At 71.1% G+C, this 15,432-nt stretch carries 13 protein-coding genes; 9 read left to right on the forward strand and 4 right to left on the reverse strand.

The features are described 5' to 3' along the window. The first annotated feature begins 606 nt into the window (after positions 1-606). Together OKW78_RS11215 and OKW78_RS11220 are read left to right on the forward strand one after the other, a co-directional pair. Positions 607-1,632 carry a presenilin family intramembrane aspartyl protease PSH gene (locus OKW78_RS11215; RefSeq protein ID WP_281195252.1) on the forward strand — a complete coding sequence of 342 codons (1,026 nt, stop codon included), beginning with the start codon at positions 607-609 and terminating at the stop codon, positions 1,630-1,632. Positions 1,633-1,697: 65 nt separating this feature from the next. Further along, positions 1,698-1,910, forward strand: coding sequence for a hypothetical protein (locus tag OKW78_RS11220; protein WP_281195253.1), 213 nt, complete (start codon positions 1,698-1,700; stop codon positions 1,908-1,910). A gap of 7 nt (positions 1,911-1,917) precedes the next feature. On the opposite strand, the gene OKW78_RS11225 is transcribed toward OKW78_RS11220, so the two are convergent. The 3 genes from OKW78_RS11225 to OKW78_RS11235 all read right to left on the reverse strand — a co-directional run bounded on the left by OKW78_RS11225 (position 1,918) and on the right by OKW78_RS11235 (position 4,759). Then, positions 1,918-2,427, reverse strand: a complete 510-nt coding sequence (locus OKW78_RS11225) for a PUA domain-containing protein (RefSeq protein ID WP_281195254.1) — start codon at positions 2,425-2,427, stop codon at positions 1,918-1,920. Positions 2,428-2,524: 97 nt separating this feature from the next. Next, the gene (locus OKW78_RS11230; protein ID WP_281195255.1) at positions 2,525-3,811 is read right to left on the reverse strand and encodes an MFS transporter; all 1,287 of its coding nucleotides are present in this window, start codon (positions 3,809-3,811) and stop codon (positions 2,525-2,527) included. 126 nt (positions 3,812-3,937) lie between these two features. Then, the gene (locus OKW78_RS11235; protein ID WP_281195256.1) at positions 3,938-4,759 is read right to left on the reverse strand and encodes an HD domain-containing protein; all 822 of its coding nucleotides are present in this window, start codon (positions 4,757-4,759) and stop codon (positions 3,938-3,940) included. Positions 4,760-4,908: 149 nt separating this feature from the next. Between OKW78_RS11235 and OKW78_RS11240 the strand changes: the two genes are divergently transcribed. Continuing rightward, positions 4,909-6,222: a CynX/NimT family MFS transporter gene (locus OKW78_RS11240; protein ID WP_281195257.1), complete on the forward strand. Its 1,314-nt coding sequence runs from the start codon at positions 4,909-4,911 to the stop codon at positions 6,220-6,222. Between the two features lie 26 nt (positions 6,223-6,248). Here the strand turns inward: OKW78_RS11240 and OKW78_RS11245 are convergent, their stop codons facing one another. Then, positions 6,249-8,675, reverse strand: coding sequence for a GH32 C-terminal domain-containing protein (locus OKW78_RS11245; RefSeq protein ID WP_281195258.1), 2,427 nt, complete (start codon positions 8,673-8,675; stop codon positions 6,249-6,251). A gap of 408 nt (positions 8,676-9,083) precedes the next feature. Between OKW78_RS11245 and dapA the strand changes: the two genes are divergently transcribed. From dapA to OKW78_RS11275, 6 genes are all read left to right on the forward strand, one after another. Further along, on the forward strand, positions 9,084-10,067 hold the full coding sequence (gene dapA, locus OKW78_RS11250) for a 4-hydroxy-tetrahydrodipicolinate synthase (protein ID WP_281195259.1): 984 nt from the start codon (positions 9,084-9,086) through the stop codon (positions 10,065-10,067). After that, positions 10,064-10,879, forward strand: a complete 816-nt coding sequence (gene dapB / locus OKW78_RS11255; RefSeq protein WP_281195260.1) for a 4-hydroxy-tetrahydrodipicolinate reductase — start codon at positions 10,064-10,066, stop codon at positions 10,877-10,879. The genes dapA and dapB overlap by 4 nt, the downstream gene beginning before the upstream one ends. Positions 10,880-11,009: 130 nt before the next feature. Beyond that, on the forward strand, positions 11,010-11,849 hold the full coding sequence (locus OKW78_RS11260) for a 2,3,4,5-tetrahydropyridine-2,6-dicarboxylate N-succinyltransferase (protein WP_281195261.1): 840 nt from the start codon (positions 11,010-11,012) through the stop codon (positions 11,847-11,849). Further along, positions 11,846-13,165, forward strand: a complete 1,320-nt coding sequence (gene lysA, locus OKW78_RS11265; RefSeq protein WP_281195262.1) for a diaminopimelate decarboxylase — start codon at positions 11,846-11,848, stop codon at positions 13,163-13,165. The genes OKW78_RS11260 and lysA overlap by 4 nt, the downstream gene beginning before the upstream one ends. After that, positions 13,162-14,136 carry a diaminopimelate epimerase gene (dapF, locus tag OKW78_RS11270; RefSeq protein WP_281195263.1) on the forward strand — a complete coding sequence of 325 codons (975 nt, stop codon included), beginning with the start codon at positions 13,162-13,164 and terminating at the stop codon, positions 14,134-14,136. Before lysA ends, dapF begins: the two co-directional genes overlap by 4 nt. After that, on the forward strand, positions 14,133-15,398 hold the full coding sequence (locus OKW78_RS11275) for a M20/M25/M40 family metallo-hydrolase (RefSeq protein ID WP_281195264.1): 1,266 nt from the start codon (positions 14,133-14,135) through the stop codon (positions 15,396-15,398). Before dapF ends, OKW78_RS11275 begins: the two co-directional genes overlap by 4 nt. Positions 15,399-15,432: the final 34 nt, after the last annotated feature.

Raw genomic sequence — 15,432 nt, forward strand, 5'->3', positions numbered from 1 at the left:
TCGATCCGGTCTCCGTGGATTTATACGCGAGGGAACCGTACCTGACGTTGCCGGAGTTCGACGCTTTTCTCGTCGAAGTTCGGCGACAACGACCCGCGCCCGTCCCACCTCGGGCGACGGCCCGATACAGCCTGGGGGTCCGCTGTTCGGTGCCGTCTCCCGTCCGCCCGCCTCCCGTCTTCACCCCTTCGCCTTTCGCCGTCCTTGGCCGTTCGTCGCCCCCAAGTCGTGTCGAAGTGTCCATCCGTCCGCGCCGGGAGTATCAACGAGGATAATTCGAGCGACACCTTCTTGGCCCGTTTCGGCGAGGCTTCGAACGCCGCGGACGAACTCGGTCGACCACCCGTTTCGGGCATGGTCGGCCCACCACTCGCTTCCACCGTCCGTCGTCCGTCGGCGTGGGTTCGGGCCACCCGCTCCCACCACCCGGACCCGTTCGAGGCGTGGAAGCACGGATCCCTCTCTTCGAGTCGATCCGAACCGTTGAGAGCTGCCGCGAACTGCCGAGGGTCAACCCGAACCGTCGAGTCACGACACGAACCGCGAGTCACGACCCCGTCGTCGAAACGCAAGGACGATAGGTCTCTGTGGAGAACGTCCGTTCGAATGTTCCCCCGCGAGTACCGCGGCGTCGCCTTCGCGGTCGGCCTCTTCCTCGTCGTCCAGCTGGGCGCGCTGGCGCTGGTCCCCGAGTTCACGGAGAGCGGCTATCAACCCGTCGAGAACCCGCAGGACCCGACGAACAGTCTCGTGTACATCGTCGCCATCGTCGCCATGACTGGGCTGATGCTCGCCGCGTTCCGCTACGAGTTCGACTGGGCGATCCGCCTGCTGATCGTCGGGGTCTCCGCGTGGCTCTCGTGGTACGTGTTCTCCGCGATCGTCCCGCCGCTTCTCGCCACCGTCCCCGCGGTCGCGGTCGCGGTCGGCCTGCTCGTCCACCCCGAGTGGTACGTCGTCGACACCGCGGGGGTGTTGATGGGCGCGGGGGCGGCCGGCCTCTTCGGGATCTCCTTCGGGATCCTCCCCGCGCTCGTCCTCCTGACGTTCCTCGCCGTCTACGACGCGATATCGGTGTACGGAACCGAACACATGCTCTCGCTCGCGGAGGGCGTGATGGACCTGAACATCCCGGTCGTCCTCGTGATCCCGCTTTCGCTCTCCTACTCGCTCCTCGAGGAGGACGATCCAGCCAACGGCGATGAGGTCCACGACGATGAGATCCACGACGAGATCGACGATGGCGAGGCCGACGAGGCCGTTGCCGACGAGGCCGTTGCCGACGACGTCGGCCGCGATACTGCCGCCGACGTCCCCGACATCGAGGACCGCGACGCCTTCTTCATCGGCCTCGGCGACGCCGTCATCCCGGCGGTGATGGTCGCCAGCGCCGCGACCTTCTCGTCGGCCCCGGCGCTCTCGGTCCCGTTCATCGGGCTCAACCTCCCGGCGCTCCTCGCGATGGCCGGCACGCTCGTCGGTCTCCTCGTCCTGTTGCGCTGGGTGATGAAGGGGCGGCCCCACGCCGGCTTGCCCCTGCTCAACGGCGGGGCGATCGGCGGCTACCTGCTCGGAGCGCTCGTCGCCGGCGTCCCACTCGTCGAGGCGCTCGGGCTCGGCGTCGTGTTCTAGCTAGCCATCGAGATCCGGCTCCGGTGGCCACAAAGGACTTGTCGGCGGCGTTGGACGCCACGCGTATGCGCGTCGGAACCCTCCCGCGACGACATCCGGTCGCGAGCCTCGCGACGGTCGCGTTCCTCCTCGCGTTCGTCTCGACCGCGGCGTACTACGCCGGTCTGGTTCCCCTGATCCCGAGGACGCTCCCGACCTTCGTCGACCTGCTGGTCGTCACGGGACTCCTCCTCGCGGTCGCGTTGGCGACGTGGGTCGTCTCGCTTTCCCGGTCGTGACCGCCGCTCACTCCCGGCCGTCCGCGACCCCGTAACGGACCTTCACCGCGACGCCGCTATCGAACGCGAGCGCCTCCGCGCCCGAGAGCTCCGCGCGCCCGGCCGCGAACAGGGCGTCGTCGCCGTCGACGACGAGGACCTCGTCGCCCGGCCGGATCCCGTCGTCCGCCGCGGTCACGAACTTCGCGAAGGCGTTCCGCCCGTCGCGGACGAACGGCTCGCTCTCCTCGCCGACGACGACCCGGTGGGCGGGATCGGCGAACGCCTCTCGAATCCGTCTCGCCCCGAGTTCGCCGAGCGTGAACCGCCCGTCGGTCCCGTAGGTGACGATCCGGTCGCCCTCGCTGCTCCCGGGAGTGTCGTCCACGTCGCCGGCGATCACCTGCCGGGGTCGTCCGCCACTGGAACGGCGGATCGTGACCGACTCGTCGGGGGGAAAGAGCGCCCTCCCGGCCCCCGGCCCGAACTGGTAGTCCGCGCCGGTCCGCAGGTCGGCGAGGTCCTCGCTGTCGCTCATGGCCGCGGTACCGCCGCCGCGCGCAAATCGGTTCCGGTACGGTCGTCCGTCACGTCACCGGTCCGCGCGGCCGACACGTCACCGGTACGACCGTCCGTCACGCCACGTTTTCGCCGGGGTTCTTGCCGGCCGCCCGCCGCGCCTGGAGGGCGAAGAGCGTCGTGGCGAACCCGATGAACCCGGCCGCGAGCAGAAATCCCGTCTCGGTCGTGGTGAAGTCCATCGTCGTGCCGACGATCACCGGTCCGACGACCTGTCCGACCTTCCAGGAGATGGACCGAAGCGACATCGCGCTGGCGACGGAGTCGTGTCGCTCCCCCTCGTCGACGAAGAGAGACATGCTGGCGGGCAGCCGGATCGAGTCGGCTATCCCGAGCAGCGAGTAGGCGGCGAAGAGCGCGAAGAAGGCCCCGCCGAGCGTCTGTGAGTCGCCGAGATACGAGACGGTGACCGGGTCGACGGTCCCCTCGAAGTAGGTCGCAAGCGGGATCGCGGCGGTGCCGACCCCGTACAGCAGGGCCCCGATCGCGACGAAGGCGTGTCGCCTCCCGTACCGGTCGGTCAGGTCCCCGACGAACCCCTGCGTGACCGCCTTCGTCGCCTTCCCGCCGGCCATGATCCACCCGATCGCGAACGCGGAGATGCCGAACGTCGTCCGGGCGTAGATCGGGAGGAAGATGATGACGGCCATCTTGCCGACGCTGAAGGTGAACCGGAAGACGACGAGCGAGCGAAGCATCGGCAGCGCCAGAAGCGACCGGAACGTCTCGATCCCGTCGACCGCCTCGGCGTCGGTCTGGCCGCCGGGATCGTCCCGGAGGAACCGGTAGACGAGGAGGAAGCTCACGAGCGTGATCAGGGAGAGGACCGCGTACGTCTCGGTGAACCCGTACGCGTACAGGAGGTAGCCGCCGAGCAGGTCGCCGGTCAGCGAGGACACCGACGCGAACTGGTTGTACGACCCGAGCCAGAGGCCCTGTTCGTCGTCGGGGCTGATCTCGCCGATTATCGTCGCGCCCGTGATCCAGAGGACGCTCGCGCCGAGCCCCTGGACCATCCGCACGAGGATCACGTGGACCGGACTCGAGACGAACGCGAATCCCACGAAGACCCCGACGTTGATCAGGAAGCCGACGAGAAGGTAGCGCTTGGCGTTGCCCGTGTCGACCGCTCGGCCGAGCGGGAGGACGACGAGCAGTTGGACGGCCGCGAAGGCGGTTCCGAACAGCCCCTCGACGAACCCGGTGGTGCCGAAGAGGTCGGCGTACAACGCGATCGCGATGAGGATCGTCGAGTACGCCTGGCTCCGCGCGAAGGCGGTCCCCGCGAGGGACGCGAACTCCGCGTTTCCGAGGAGCCGTACCGAGTTGCCGAAGCGGGCCACGACCGGGTATCGACTCGCCCGACGGGGTCCACGTATTAAAGCACGAGCGACCCGGCGGTCCCTGCTGGGTTCCGTCGCCGCCCCCGAGCACGGCGACGGTCGCCGGTCGTACCGGAGCGAGAACGACTACAGCTCGATCCGCTCGACGAGCGAGCCCTCGCCGTTCTCCTTCGTGTTGATCGCGACGATCCGGACGAGGTCCTCGAGCATCGACCCCTCGACTTTGGCCTGGAGAAGCGAGTCGACCTGGTAGACGCCGGCGGCGTTGTTCATCCGGATCTCCACCTGGACGGGGAGCTCCTCGTCGGGATGGAGGACCACGGACTCGATCGCCTGCGAGGAGACGGTGTTGATCCCGCGTCCTCCCTTCTCGTAGGGGACCCGGGACCGACCGCGTTCCATGTCGAGACCGTCGGCGATCCGGATGACGCCCGCCTCCCGCGTCAGCGGTTCCTCCTCGGTGTGGTGACAGAGGATCGCGTGGAGCACCTCGGCCTTCACGCGGACCTGTTCGGAAACGTCGTAGAACTCCGGTAACAGCCGGTCGAGGACGTCGGCGGCGAGGGGGATCGAGTAGTAGGAGTGGTCGTCGCGGTGGACGACGTGGCCGACGTCGTGAAGCGTCGCCGCGAGCGCGAGTATCACCGGCTCGTCGGCCTCCTCGAGCCCCTGCTGGCGGGCTCCGTTGAACTCGACGTCGCGGGCCTTGAGCAGCTCGTAGAGTTTGAGCGCGCGGTCGCGGACGATCTCGACGTGTTTCGTCCCGTGGTCGTTGTACCCCTTCCGGTCGACCGCGTTGACGTTCTGGGCCTCGAGGTACGTCGTGACCTCGGGGTCGGTCTCGATCCGGTCGAGCACCTCGTTGAGCCGACCGTCCGGGAACGGATGGTCGGCGTCCGGGTCGTACTCCTGTCTCTCGACGTCCGCGTCGTCGGCCGGCTTCGTCATGGGATGTCCACGGAGGTGGCGGGAGCCTAAAAGGATGTGGCTCCGTCCGACCCCGACGACGGGAGCCGGAAGCTCCGGAGCGTCCGCCGCGTCGATCCGTGCCGATAGGCCAACCTATACCCGATCTCCGGCGAGAGGACGCCCCATCGATGGGATCGCGACGGACCGGCGGTCGCCGTGCGTACGGGATGACCCTCGCCGCGGCCGCGAGCTACACCTGTCTGATGTTCGTCTGGTTCTCGCTGCCGGCGTACCTCCCGACGATCATCGGCGACGTCGGATTGACGAACACGCAGGCCGGGGTCCTCGCGGGGGCGATCCCGCTGACGTACATCCCCCTCGCGCTGTTCTCGGGGCTCGCCGTCGATCGGCTCGGTCCCGGGAGGGCGATCGGCGTGGGCGTCCTGGTCTACGGCGGCGGACAGATCGGGCGGAGCGTCGCGCCCGGGTTCGCCTCCCTCCTGGCGTTCACGCTGGTGATGGGCGTCGGCGCGACGGCGATCACCTTCGGGCTCCCGAAGCTCGTCTCCGTGCTGTTTCCTCCCGCGCGGACCGGCCGACCGACGGCGCTCTACCTCGTCGCCGCCTCGGCGGGATCCGCCGGCGTCTTCGCCGTCGGTCGCCCCGTTCTGGGTCCTGCCCTCGGGGGATGGCGACCGCTGTTCCTCTGGAGCGGCGTGGTCGCGGTCGCCTACGGAGCGATCTGGCTCCTCGTCGCGCTCCGGATCGGCATCGACGACGCGGATGGGTCGGGGAGCGGCGACGCGGATGACACCTGGAACGGCGACACGGATGACGCCGGGAGCGGCAACGGGGACGAGGACCGGACCGGCGACGCCGGCGAGGACGGAGGGAGGCTCGACCCCGGGTCGCTGGCGGCGGACCTCCGGCTCGTGCTCACCCATCGCGAGCTCCAGCTGGTCGTCGCCGTCGGGACGATGTATCTCCTCATCAACCACGGGATGCAGGGATGGCTCCCGACGCTTCTGGAGTCGCGCGGGCTCCCCGCGGCTCTCGCCGGGCAGGCCACGAGCCTCTTCGTCGTCGCCGTCGTCGTCGGCGTCCTCGGGATCCCCGAGCTGGCGGATCGGTTCGACGCCCGGCGACCGGCGCTCGCGGCGTCCGGGGCCGTGGCCTTCCTCGGGATCACGGCCCTGATCGCGGGCGACACTGGCGCTCTGGCGGTCGTCGGGATCGCCGCCGCCGGCCTGGGGACCGGCGGGCTCTCCCCGCTGGTCCGGACGATCCCGCCGGAGCTCGACGGGATCGGCTCCAGATTGACGGGGACGGCGGTGGGGTTCATCTTCGCGATCGGCGAGATCGGCGGGTTCGCGGGACCGGTGCTCGTCGGAACGCTATACGACGCGACCGGCTCGTACGGTCCCGGGTTCGGGATCCTCGCGGCCGGTGCCGTCGGGGTCGTCCTCGCCGGTGGCGCGCTGGTCTCGCTGGACAGGGGCTGATCGGAGGACCGGTCCGCCCGCACGACCTACCGAGGGTCGATCTGCCGGGCCTCCTCGTTCCCGACCGGCCACGCACCCTCCATCCGCCACAGCGTGAGGTCGACCTCGACGGAGTCGACTCCGTCGAGGTCGGTTCCGGTCCCGTCGCCTCCGCCGCTTTCCTCGTCGCCGGCGGCGGAGGCGGAGGCAGTCTCTCCCGGAACGGTCGAAATCGAGACGCCCGTCGCGTCGTGACGCGTCGGGTAGACTCGGGTCGCGAGCGCCCGACGCCAGTTCACGAACAGTTCGATGACGGAGGCGTCGACGAAGACGCGGACGTCGAGGGGGCGGTCGAGGTCGTCGACGCACACCCCGACCGGCGAGTCACGCGCGTCGCGATCGAGGCTGCTCTCCGAGCGGTCGACGACGACGCGCTCGTCGCCGATCCGGACCGTCGTTCGCTCCGCGCCGTCGGGAGACTCGCGAACTCGGAGCGCGACGACTCCGTCGCCCGGTTCGAGGCGAGCGCGGACCTCGAACGCCTCGCCGGTCGCGTCGAGTCGGTGGGGTGTCGGCCCCGCGGTCCGCGTCCCGTCGATCAGCCGGGACCCGCGGAGGCGATCGACCTCGCGGGCGGGTCGCTGCCGGAGTTCGCCGTTGACGATCTCGATCTCGCGCGGAAGGCTCATCGCGCCCGACCAGCCGGCGTCCCACTGGCTCGCGGTCGACCGCTCCTCGCGGAGCCAGCCGACGGTCACCGTCCGGCCGTCCGGCGTCGAGAGCGACTGCGGCGCGTAGAACGCCCCGGGATCGAGGACTCCCTCGTCGTCGACGCGGAACCGACCCGCATCGGTGTCGAACGCCCCGACGAAGTACCGCACGTCCTCGTAGTCGGAGACGTGGAGCAGGTCGCCGTCGGGAAACCGCAACAGCTCCGGACACTCCCAGACGACGCCGAGGTCCGCCTCCTCGGTCACGAGGGCGGGTCCCTCGTAGGTCCACTCGCGGAGGTCGCGGCTGGTGTACAACACCGCTGCACCGCCGCGGTCCTGGAGGCCCGCGCCGATCAGCTGGTGCCAGCGGTCGTCCTCGTACCACAGACAGTGGTCGCGGAAGTGCGCCGGCTCGCCGGGCGTCGACAACAGGTCCAGTTCGGGCGGCGGCGATCGGACGACCGGGTTCCCCGGGTCGGGCTCGAACGCGGTCAGGTCGGGGTCGGTCGCGGTCGCGAGACACGGACGCTGCCACCCGTCCCGCCCGCCGGTGTAGAGCGCGTGGACCGCGTCGGCGTCGGCCGCGTCGACGGGCACGTCGGTCGCGGTGACGGCATCCCCGTCGTCGACGCCGCCGGCGGGAACGACTCGCGCCGTCTCGCCGTCCGATCCCTCGACCACGTCCACGGCGACCGCACATCCGGACCAGCAGCCGTCGCGGTCGGGTCCGCCCGGTTCGGGGGACATCGCCACCGGGCGGTCCTCCCAGTGAACGAGATCCTCGCTTACGGCGTGACCCCAGTGGACCGAGTGGTGGTACGGGCCGGCGGGATTGTACTGATAGAAGAGGTGATACGCCCCGTCGTGGTGGATCATGCCGTTCGGATCGTTGAGCCAGTTGACCGGCGCGGTGACGTGGTAGGACGGGCGGTCCCGATCCCCGGAGAGCGCGTCGCGGTGGCGTTCGAGTTCGCGACCGCTCTTCGGCCGCCCCGTCGCGAGCGCGGTGTCGTAGTCGTTGGCGCCGGCCAACCATCGGATCACGTCGGCCGCGAAGCGCTCGCGGGTCGCCTCCGTCGTCTCGTCGTCGTGCTGGGCGAACTCCATGCCGACGCCGACGCCGATGGCCGTTCCCGAGCCGATCCGCCACTGGAGCACGGTCACCTCCCGGGGAACGTCCTCGACGCCGCGGTAGGTCGACGCCAGCACGTCCGCGCGCTCCGGGATCACGTCCTCGTACCGGGCGTACGGGGCGGTCGACCCCGCGGGTCGGATGTGGTGGCGAAATCCGTCGAGACCGTCGACGGCGGGGTGGCCGGCGTACAGCGGGTGCCACAGCGGGCCGACCGGATCAGTCACCTCCTCGATCCCCGTCGCGTCCGGCGGAACGGGGTCGATCCCCAGCGCGCTCACCTGCGCGAGCGCTCGCGCGGAGCAGAAGAGACCGCCGCCGTCGGCGAGGAACGCCCGGATCGGCTCCGCGCAATCGGCGACCGTCGCGGGGTCGCTCACGGGATCGTACGCGTGCCACCAGAGCGCGTCGAACCGATCGAGGTCGACGTCGCCGGCGGCGACCGCTGCGAGCGTCACCGTCTCCACCTCCCCCACCACGTCGCGGGCGAACGCGAGCGCGGCAGACGACTCCGTCCCTTCCGGCGGCTCCTCGCTCGCCGCTCCGTGTCCAGCCGTCCCCGTACTCTCCCTTCCCCCGTTCGTCGATCCCTCGATGAGGAACCCGAGTCGGGGCTCGATCGCGGTCATGACGCGAAATTACCACGCTGGTAGTAAAAACCGTTCTGCCGACGTCGCGCGCTCCTCGTCGTCACGCCCTCCCCCGTCGACGAACTCGTGGCCACGCCCGCCCCCGTCGACGGACCCACGGACTCCCGGCGGGGCGGCAGATTCCGTCGGAGACAAAACCTATAAGCGGCTCATCGATGTACGGAGGAACGTGACTCGAACCGCGTCGCCGCTCGGCTCGCGATCGCCGGCAGCGGCGCGGCCCTTCTCGAAGAAACGCGCGTGACGCGTCCACAGGCGGGAGTGGCGACCCCGTCCCGGACGACCCCCGACCCGCGCGCGACCGTTCCGCGACGAACGCGTTCGTTCCGATGGTCCGCCCGCAACGACCGTCAGCAACGACGCGACCGACACCACACCACGATACCGATGACGAACACTACGACGACAACGACGCCCTACGCGACCGACGATAGCACCGACCGGGAACCGACCGACGAACCCTTCGAGGGGGTCTACCCCGCGATGACGACCCCGTTCACCGACGAGAACGAGATCGACCACGAACGGCTCGCCGAGAACGCCCGTTACCTCGAGCGGGCGGGCGTCGACGGGGTCGTTCCCGCCGGCTCCACCGGGGAGTCCGCGACGATGACCCACGACGAACACATCGAGGTGGTCGAGACCGTTCGCGACGCCGTCGACGACGTGCCCGTGATCGCGGGCACGGGCTCGAACAACACCGCCGAGGCGCTCTCCCTTTCCCGCCGAGCCGCGGAGGCGGGTGCTGACGGGCTCCTCCTCATCTCGCCGTACTACAACAAGCCGGAGCCCGAGGGCTTCCTCGAACACTATCGGACGATCGCCGACGCGGTCGACCTCCCGCAGATCGTCTACAACGTTCCCTCGCGGACGGGGCAGTCGATCCCCGTCGACGTCGCGGTCGAACTCGCGACCCACCCCAACGTTCAGGGATACAAGGCCGCCTCGGGCGACCTGAACCGGATCAGCGAGATCATCGAGCGGACCCGAGACGAGGAGTTCTCCGTGCTCTCGGGCGACGACGGGCTCACGCTCCCGACGCTCTCGGTCGGCGGGACGGGCACGATAAGCGTCGTCGCGAACGTCGAACCGGAGCGCTCGTGTGCGATGGTCGGCTCGGCGCTCTCGGGCGACTACGATCGCGCGCGGGAGCTCCACCACGAGCTCGCGCCGCTGGTCCGCGCGCTGTTCGCCGAGACCAACCCGATCCCGGTGACGGAGGCGATGCACGTCCGCGGTCGCGGCGGCCCGCACGTCCGGTCGCCGCTCACGCGGCTCTCCGAGGAGCGCCGCGAGGGTCTCCGGGAACTGCTCGCGGAGTACGAGGAGGGGACGCCGACGGCGACGGGCGAGAGAGGTGGGGACGAGTGACCGACGCCGACCTCCGGATCGCGGTCACGGGCGCGGGGGGCCGAATGGGCCGGGAGGTCATCGAGGCCGCGACGGCCCGGGAGGGCGTGACGGTCGCGGTCGCGGTCAACCGCACCGCCACGGACTCTGTCGCGGGCGTCGACGTCGCGGACGCGACACGGCTCGCCGACCTGCTCGCCGAGACCGACCCCGACGTGCTCGTCGACTTCACGGGGCCGGCGTCGGCCCCCGACTACGCCGAGACAGCCGCGGACGCCGGCGTGGCCGTCGTCACCGGGACGACCGGGTTCGATTCGGGAGGCACGGCCCGACTCCGGGCCGCGAGCGAGACCGTCCCGCTGCTGAAGGCGTCCAACTTCGCTCGGGGGGTCGCCGCGCTCCGCCGGGCGGTCCGCGAGGCGGTCGCGGCCGTCCCGGGATACGACGTCGAGCTGACCGAGACCCATCACCACGGGAAGCGGGACGCTCCGTCGGGAACGGCGAAGACGCTCCTCGCCGACGTGGAGGGGGTTCGCGAGGACCTCGACCGTCGGGTTCACGGCCGCGAGGGCGACGCGCCCCGCGAGCCCGACGAGATCGGCGTCCACGCGAGACGCGCCGGCGACGTGACCGGCGAACACGAGGTGTTGCTCGCGGGCAACCGCGAGACGCTCGCGCTCACGCACCGCGCCGGCGACCGCGGCGTGTTCGCGGAGGGGGCGCTCGACGCCGCGGCGTGGCTGGTCGACCGCGATCCGGGGTGGTACGACTTCGACGAGGTTCTCGACGGAGGGTCGGCTCCGACGACGCGGGACGAGGGGACGGGCCGATGAGTGACCGACCGCTGAGTGGACGACCGATGAACGACCGAGTAGTGAACCACCGACCGGCGGGAGCGGGGAGTGCGGTACCCATGGACACACATCGACGAATAAATACCGCCGGTCGCCATCAGGGGGAGTAATGACGCTCGAATCCGACGTGTCCGACCTCTGGCGGCGATACGAGGACGGGCTCTCGGCCGCGGAGACGACCGCCGACGACGTGGCGGTCCTCGACGACTTCCTCGCGGCGCTGGAGGCCGGCGAGATCCGTGCCGCCGAGAAGACCGGCGACGACGTGACGAGTTGGGAGGCGAACGAGTGGGTCAAACGCGGCATCCTGCTCAACTTCGCGCTCCGTGAAACCGAGCCGCGCGAGTACGGCGGCGTGACCTACTACGACGTGTTGCCGCTGCGCGAGACGGACGACCTCGCCGAGCGCGGCACCCGGAACACTCCGGACGGGACCGTGCTCCGGCGCGGGGCCTACCTCGGGAGCGACTGTATCCTGATGAGCCCGGCCTTCGTCAACATGGGCGCGTACGTCGGAGACGGGACGCTCGTCGATTCCTGTGACACGGTCGGCTCCTGTGCGCAGATCGGCGCGGACGTGAAGCTCGGCGCGAACACGCTGATCGGCGGCGTCTTAGAGCCGATCGAGGACGCGCCAGTCGTGATCGAGGACGATGTCTCGCTCGGGGCGGGCTGCCGGGTCACGAGCGGGTTCCGCGTCGGCGAGGGCTCGATCGTCGGCGAGAACACCCTCCTCACGCCGCGGATCCCCGTCTACGACCTCGTCGAGGAGGAAGTGATCTACGGCCACCTCCCGGCCGAGCGCCGGGCGTTCACGCGGATGGTGGAGTCGAGCGTCGGCGACCACGACCTCTTCGAGGGCGGTGCGTACAAGCCCGCGGTCGTCGCGACCCACGTCGAGGAGGAGACGCTCGAGGCGACCCGACGCGAGGGGGCGCTCCGGGAATGACGACGATCGAGGGAGGTGAGACCGACGCGAACCCCGCAGTCCGGCGCACGGACGACTGGGACGCCGGCCGACTCCACGAACTCGCCGCCGAGCACGACACGCCGCTGTACGTCCAGGACCTCGACCGCGTCCGCGAGAACTGCGATCGCCTGCTCGCGGCGTTCCCCGACGCGGACGTGCGATACGCGGTCAAGGCACACACTGGCCGTGCGACGTTGGAGGCCGTTCGCGAGGCGGGACTAGACGCCGAGTGCGCCTCCGCGGGGGAAGTCGATCGCGCGCTCGCGGCCGGATTCGACGGCGGACGGCTCCACTACACCGCGGTCAACCCGCCCGCCCGCGACCTCGACTACGTCGTCGACGTCGCGGAGCGGGAGCCGGACCTCACGATAACGGCCGGCGCGGTCGACACGCTCGACCGGCTGGCCGAGCGGGGCTACGACGGCCGGCTCTGTCTCCGGGTGAATCCCGGGGTCGGCGCGGGCCACCACGAGAAGGTGCGGACCGGCGCGGCCCCGAAGTTCGGCGTCCCCTACGACCGGGCCGCGCGGGTCGCCCGCGAGGCGGCCGGGCGGTTCGATTTGGTCGGGATCCACGCGCACGCGGGCTCCGGGATCGACCCCGACCAGCTCGACAGCCACCGGGAGCTCGTCTCGCGGATGGGCGAGCTTGCGCGTGAGTTGACGGATCCGGGCGCGCCAACCGACGCCCCCCTCGACCTCGAGTACGTCGACGTCGGCGGCGGCTTCGGCGTTCCGTACCGCGAGGACGCGGAACCGCTCGACCTGCCCGCCGTCGCGGAGGCGACGCGGGACGCGGTCGGCGACCTCCGGGGGCTCGCGCTCGCGATCGAGCCCGGCCGGTACGTCGTCGCCGACGCGGGCGTCCTCCTGACGCGGGTGAACACGGTGAAGCCGACGCCGGGAGAGACCGTCGTCGGCGTCGACGCCGGGATGACGGACCTCCTCCGTCCCGCGATGTACGACGCCTACCACCCGATCCGGAACCTCGGCGGGGCGGACGGCGAGCCGACCCCGGCGGATCGGGAGGAGACCCCCGTCACCGTCGCAGGACCTATCTGTGAGACCGGCGATACCTTCTGTACGAACCGCGCGATCACGCGGCCGGCCCGCGGGGACCTCCTCGCGGTCGGGATCGCGGGCGCGTACGGATACGAGATGGCGAACCAGTACAACTCGCGGCCGCGGCCCGCGGAGGTCGCGCTGGCGGACGGGGAGGCGACCGTCGTCCGGCGGCGCGAGCGGCTCGCGGACCTCACGAGGGTCGAGCGGGAGTCGGCGGAGGTGGACCGATGAGCACCCACGCCGTCCCGGTGGAGAAGTACCACGGCACCGGCAACGACTTCCTCGTGGTCGACGCCGCCGAGGGCGTGGGCGACCGGGCGGCGTTCGCCCGGGCGTACTGCGACCGCGAGACCGGGATCACCGCGGAGGACGTGGACGCGGTCGAGGGCGGGGACGACTCCGTCCCGGCGGCCGCGGACGGTCACGCCGGCCGTCGCGGGGCGGACGGCGTCCTCTTCCTGGAGCTCGGCGAGCGCTACCGGCCGACCCGCGTCGTGATGACGCTCGTCCAGCCGGACGGCTCGACGGCCGCCATGTGCGGCAATGGCGCACGCGTCGTCGCCCGCTGGGCACACGACCGAACCGGCGAGCGCGAGTTCATGATCGACACGCAGGCGGGAACCCGCCGGGCGACCGTGAGCGCCGACTCCGCTTCGGCGACCATCGAGATGGGGACGCCGCGGTTCGACCCGGCCGCGGTGCCCGTCGACCGCGACGAGCCGCTCGTCGAGGAGGAGATCGAGGGACTCACCGTCACCGCCGTCGACACCGGCGTTCCACACGCCGTGGCGTTTCTCGAAGGTGGTCGCGACGCCCCCGACGGGATCGACGCGGTCGACATCGACACGGTCGCGCCGCCGGTCAGACACGCGGACGTCTTCCCGCAGGGCGCGAACGTGAACCTGGCCGCGGTCGTCGACGAGGGGACGGCCGCCGGCGACGCGGAGGGAGACGATCACCCGGCCGTCATCGACCAGCGAACCTTCGAGCGTGGCGTCGAGGGTGAGACGCGCTCGTGCGGGACGGGCGCGGTCGCCGTCGTCGCGGTCGCCCGCCGGTTGGGCCTGATCGACGGCGACACGGCCGTGACCCGGCCGCCGGGCGGCGAGTTGCGCATTACCGTCCCGGACGACGACCACGCGACGCTGACCGGTCCGGTCGCCCGCGAGTTCTCGGGACGGGTCGCGGCCGATCCGCGATGACCGACGCCGCCACCCCCGGCGACGACCTCGCTGGGAGCGACTTCGACCCGATCGGGTTCCTCGAGGCGGCCGTCTCGACCCCCTCACACGAGGACGTCGCGGAGATGCGTCGACTGCTCGTGGAGACGCTCGAGGGGTTCGGCGTCGACGTCGCCGTCGACGAGGCCGGCTGCGTCGTCGCCGAGAAGGCCTCCCCGAACCCCGAAAACGGCCCGCACGTCGTCGCGAACACCCACATCGACACCGTCACACCACACGTCGCGTTCGAACGTGATCGGGCCGCGACCGGCCCGGAAGCCGGGACGACGGCGGACGACGGGAGAACCGCGAACGACGCGGAAACGGACGGGACCGACGTGATCCGGGGTCGCGGGGCGTGTGACGCCAAGGGACCGCTGGCGGCGCTCCTGTACGGGTTCCTCGCGGCCGATCCGGATCGAGGTCGACTCACGCTGGCGGTGACGCCCGACGAGGAGACGCTCTCTCTCGGGGCCGCGGCGCTTTCCGGGAAGCTTTCGGGAGGCGAGGACCGCCTCGACGGCGACCTGTATCTCGTCGGCGAGCCCACGGGTCTCGACGCCTGTACGGCCGCGAAGGGACGGTTCCAGGGACGCGTCGAGCTTTCTGGCGAGGCGGCACACGCCGCCGAGTTCGCCGGCGCGAACGCGGTCGCGGCCGCGGAGGGCGCGCTCGCCGCGATCCGTCGGTTCGACGAGGACGCGAAGGACCACCCGCAACTCGGCGCGCCGAAGCTCACGCCGACCGTCGTCGAGGGCGGCGGGGCGACGAACCAGGTGCCCGCCGACTGCGCGATCACGGTCGACCGGCGGAGCGTCCCGCCGGAGACCGCGGAAGGGTTCCGCAGCGGTCTCGCGGACGCGGTCCGAACGGCGGTCGGCGCGATGGACGGGAGCGCGGCGAGCGTCGACGTCGACGTCGCCCTCACCGACCGCGACTCCCCGTTCTTCGAGGCGTTCTCGACCGACCCGGACCACGAGTTCGTCGACACCGTCGCGGCGGCGGCGAGGACGGCGGTCGCGGACGCGGGGCTCCCGGACGGCCGCGGCGGCGAGATCCGCCCGTTCGGTGCGGCCACGGAGGCGTCGTACTTCGCGCCGGCTCCCACGGTCGTGTTCGGGCCGGGCGATCTCGCGGACGACGCCGGCGCGGTGGCCCACGCCGAACGCGAGTACGTCAGGGTCCGCGAGGTCGAGGCCGCGGCCGCGACGGTCGCGAGCGTCCTCGATCGCGTGCTCGCGTGAGACGCCGGCGTGAGGGACGGATCTGGCGGGTCGG

The organism is Halorubrum sp. F4 (genome assembly GCF_027257195.1).
Lineage (GTDB): Archaea > Halobacteriota > Halobacteria > Halobacteriales > Haloferacaceae > Halorubrum.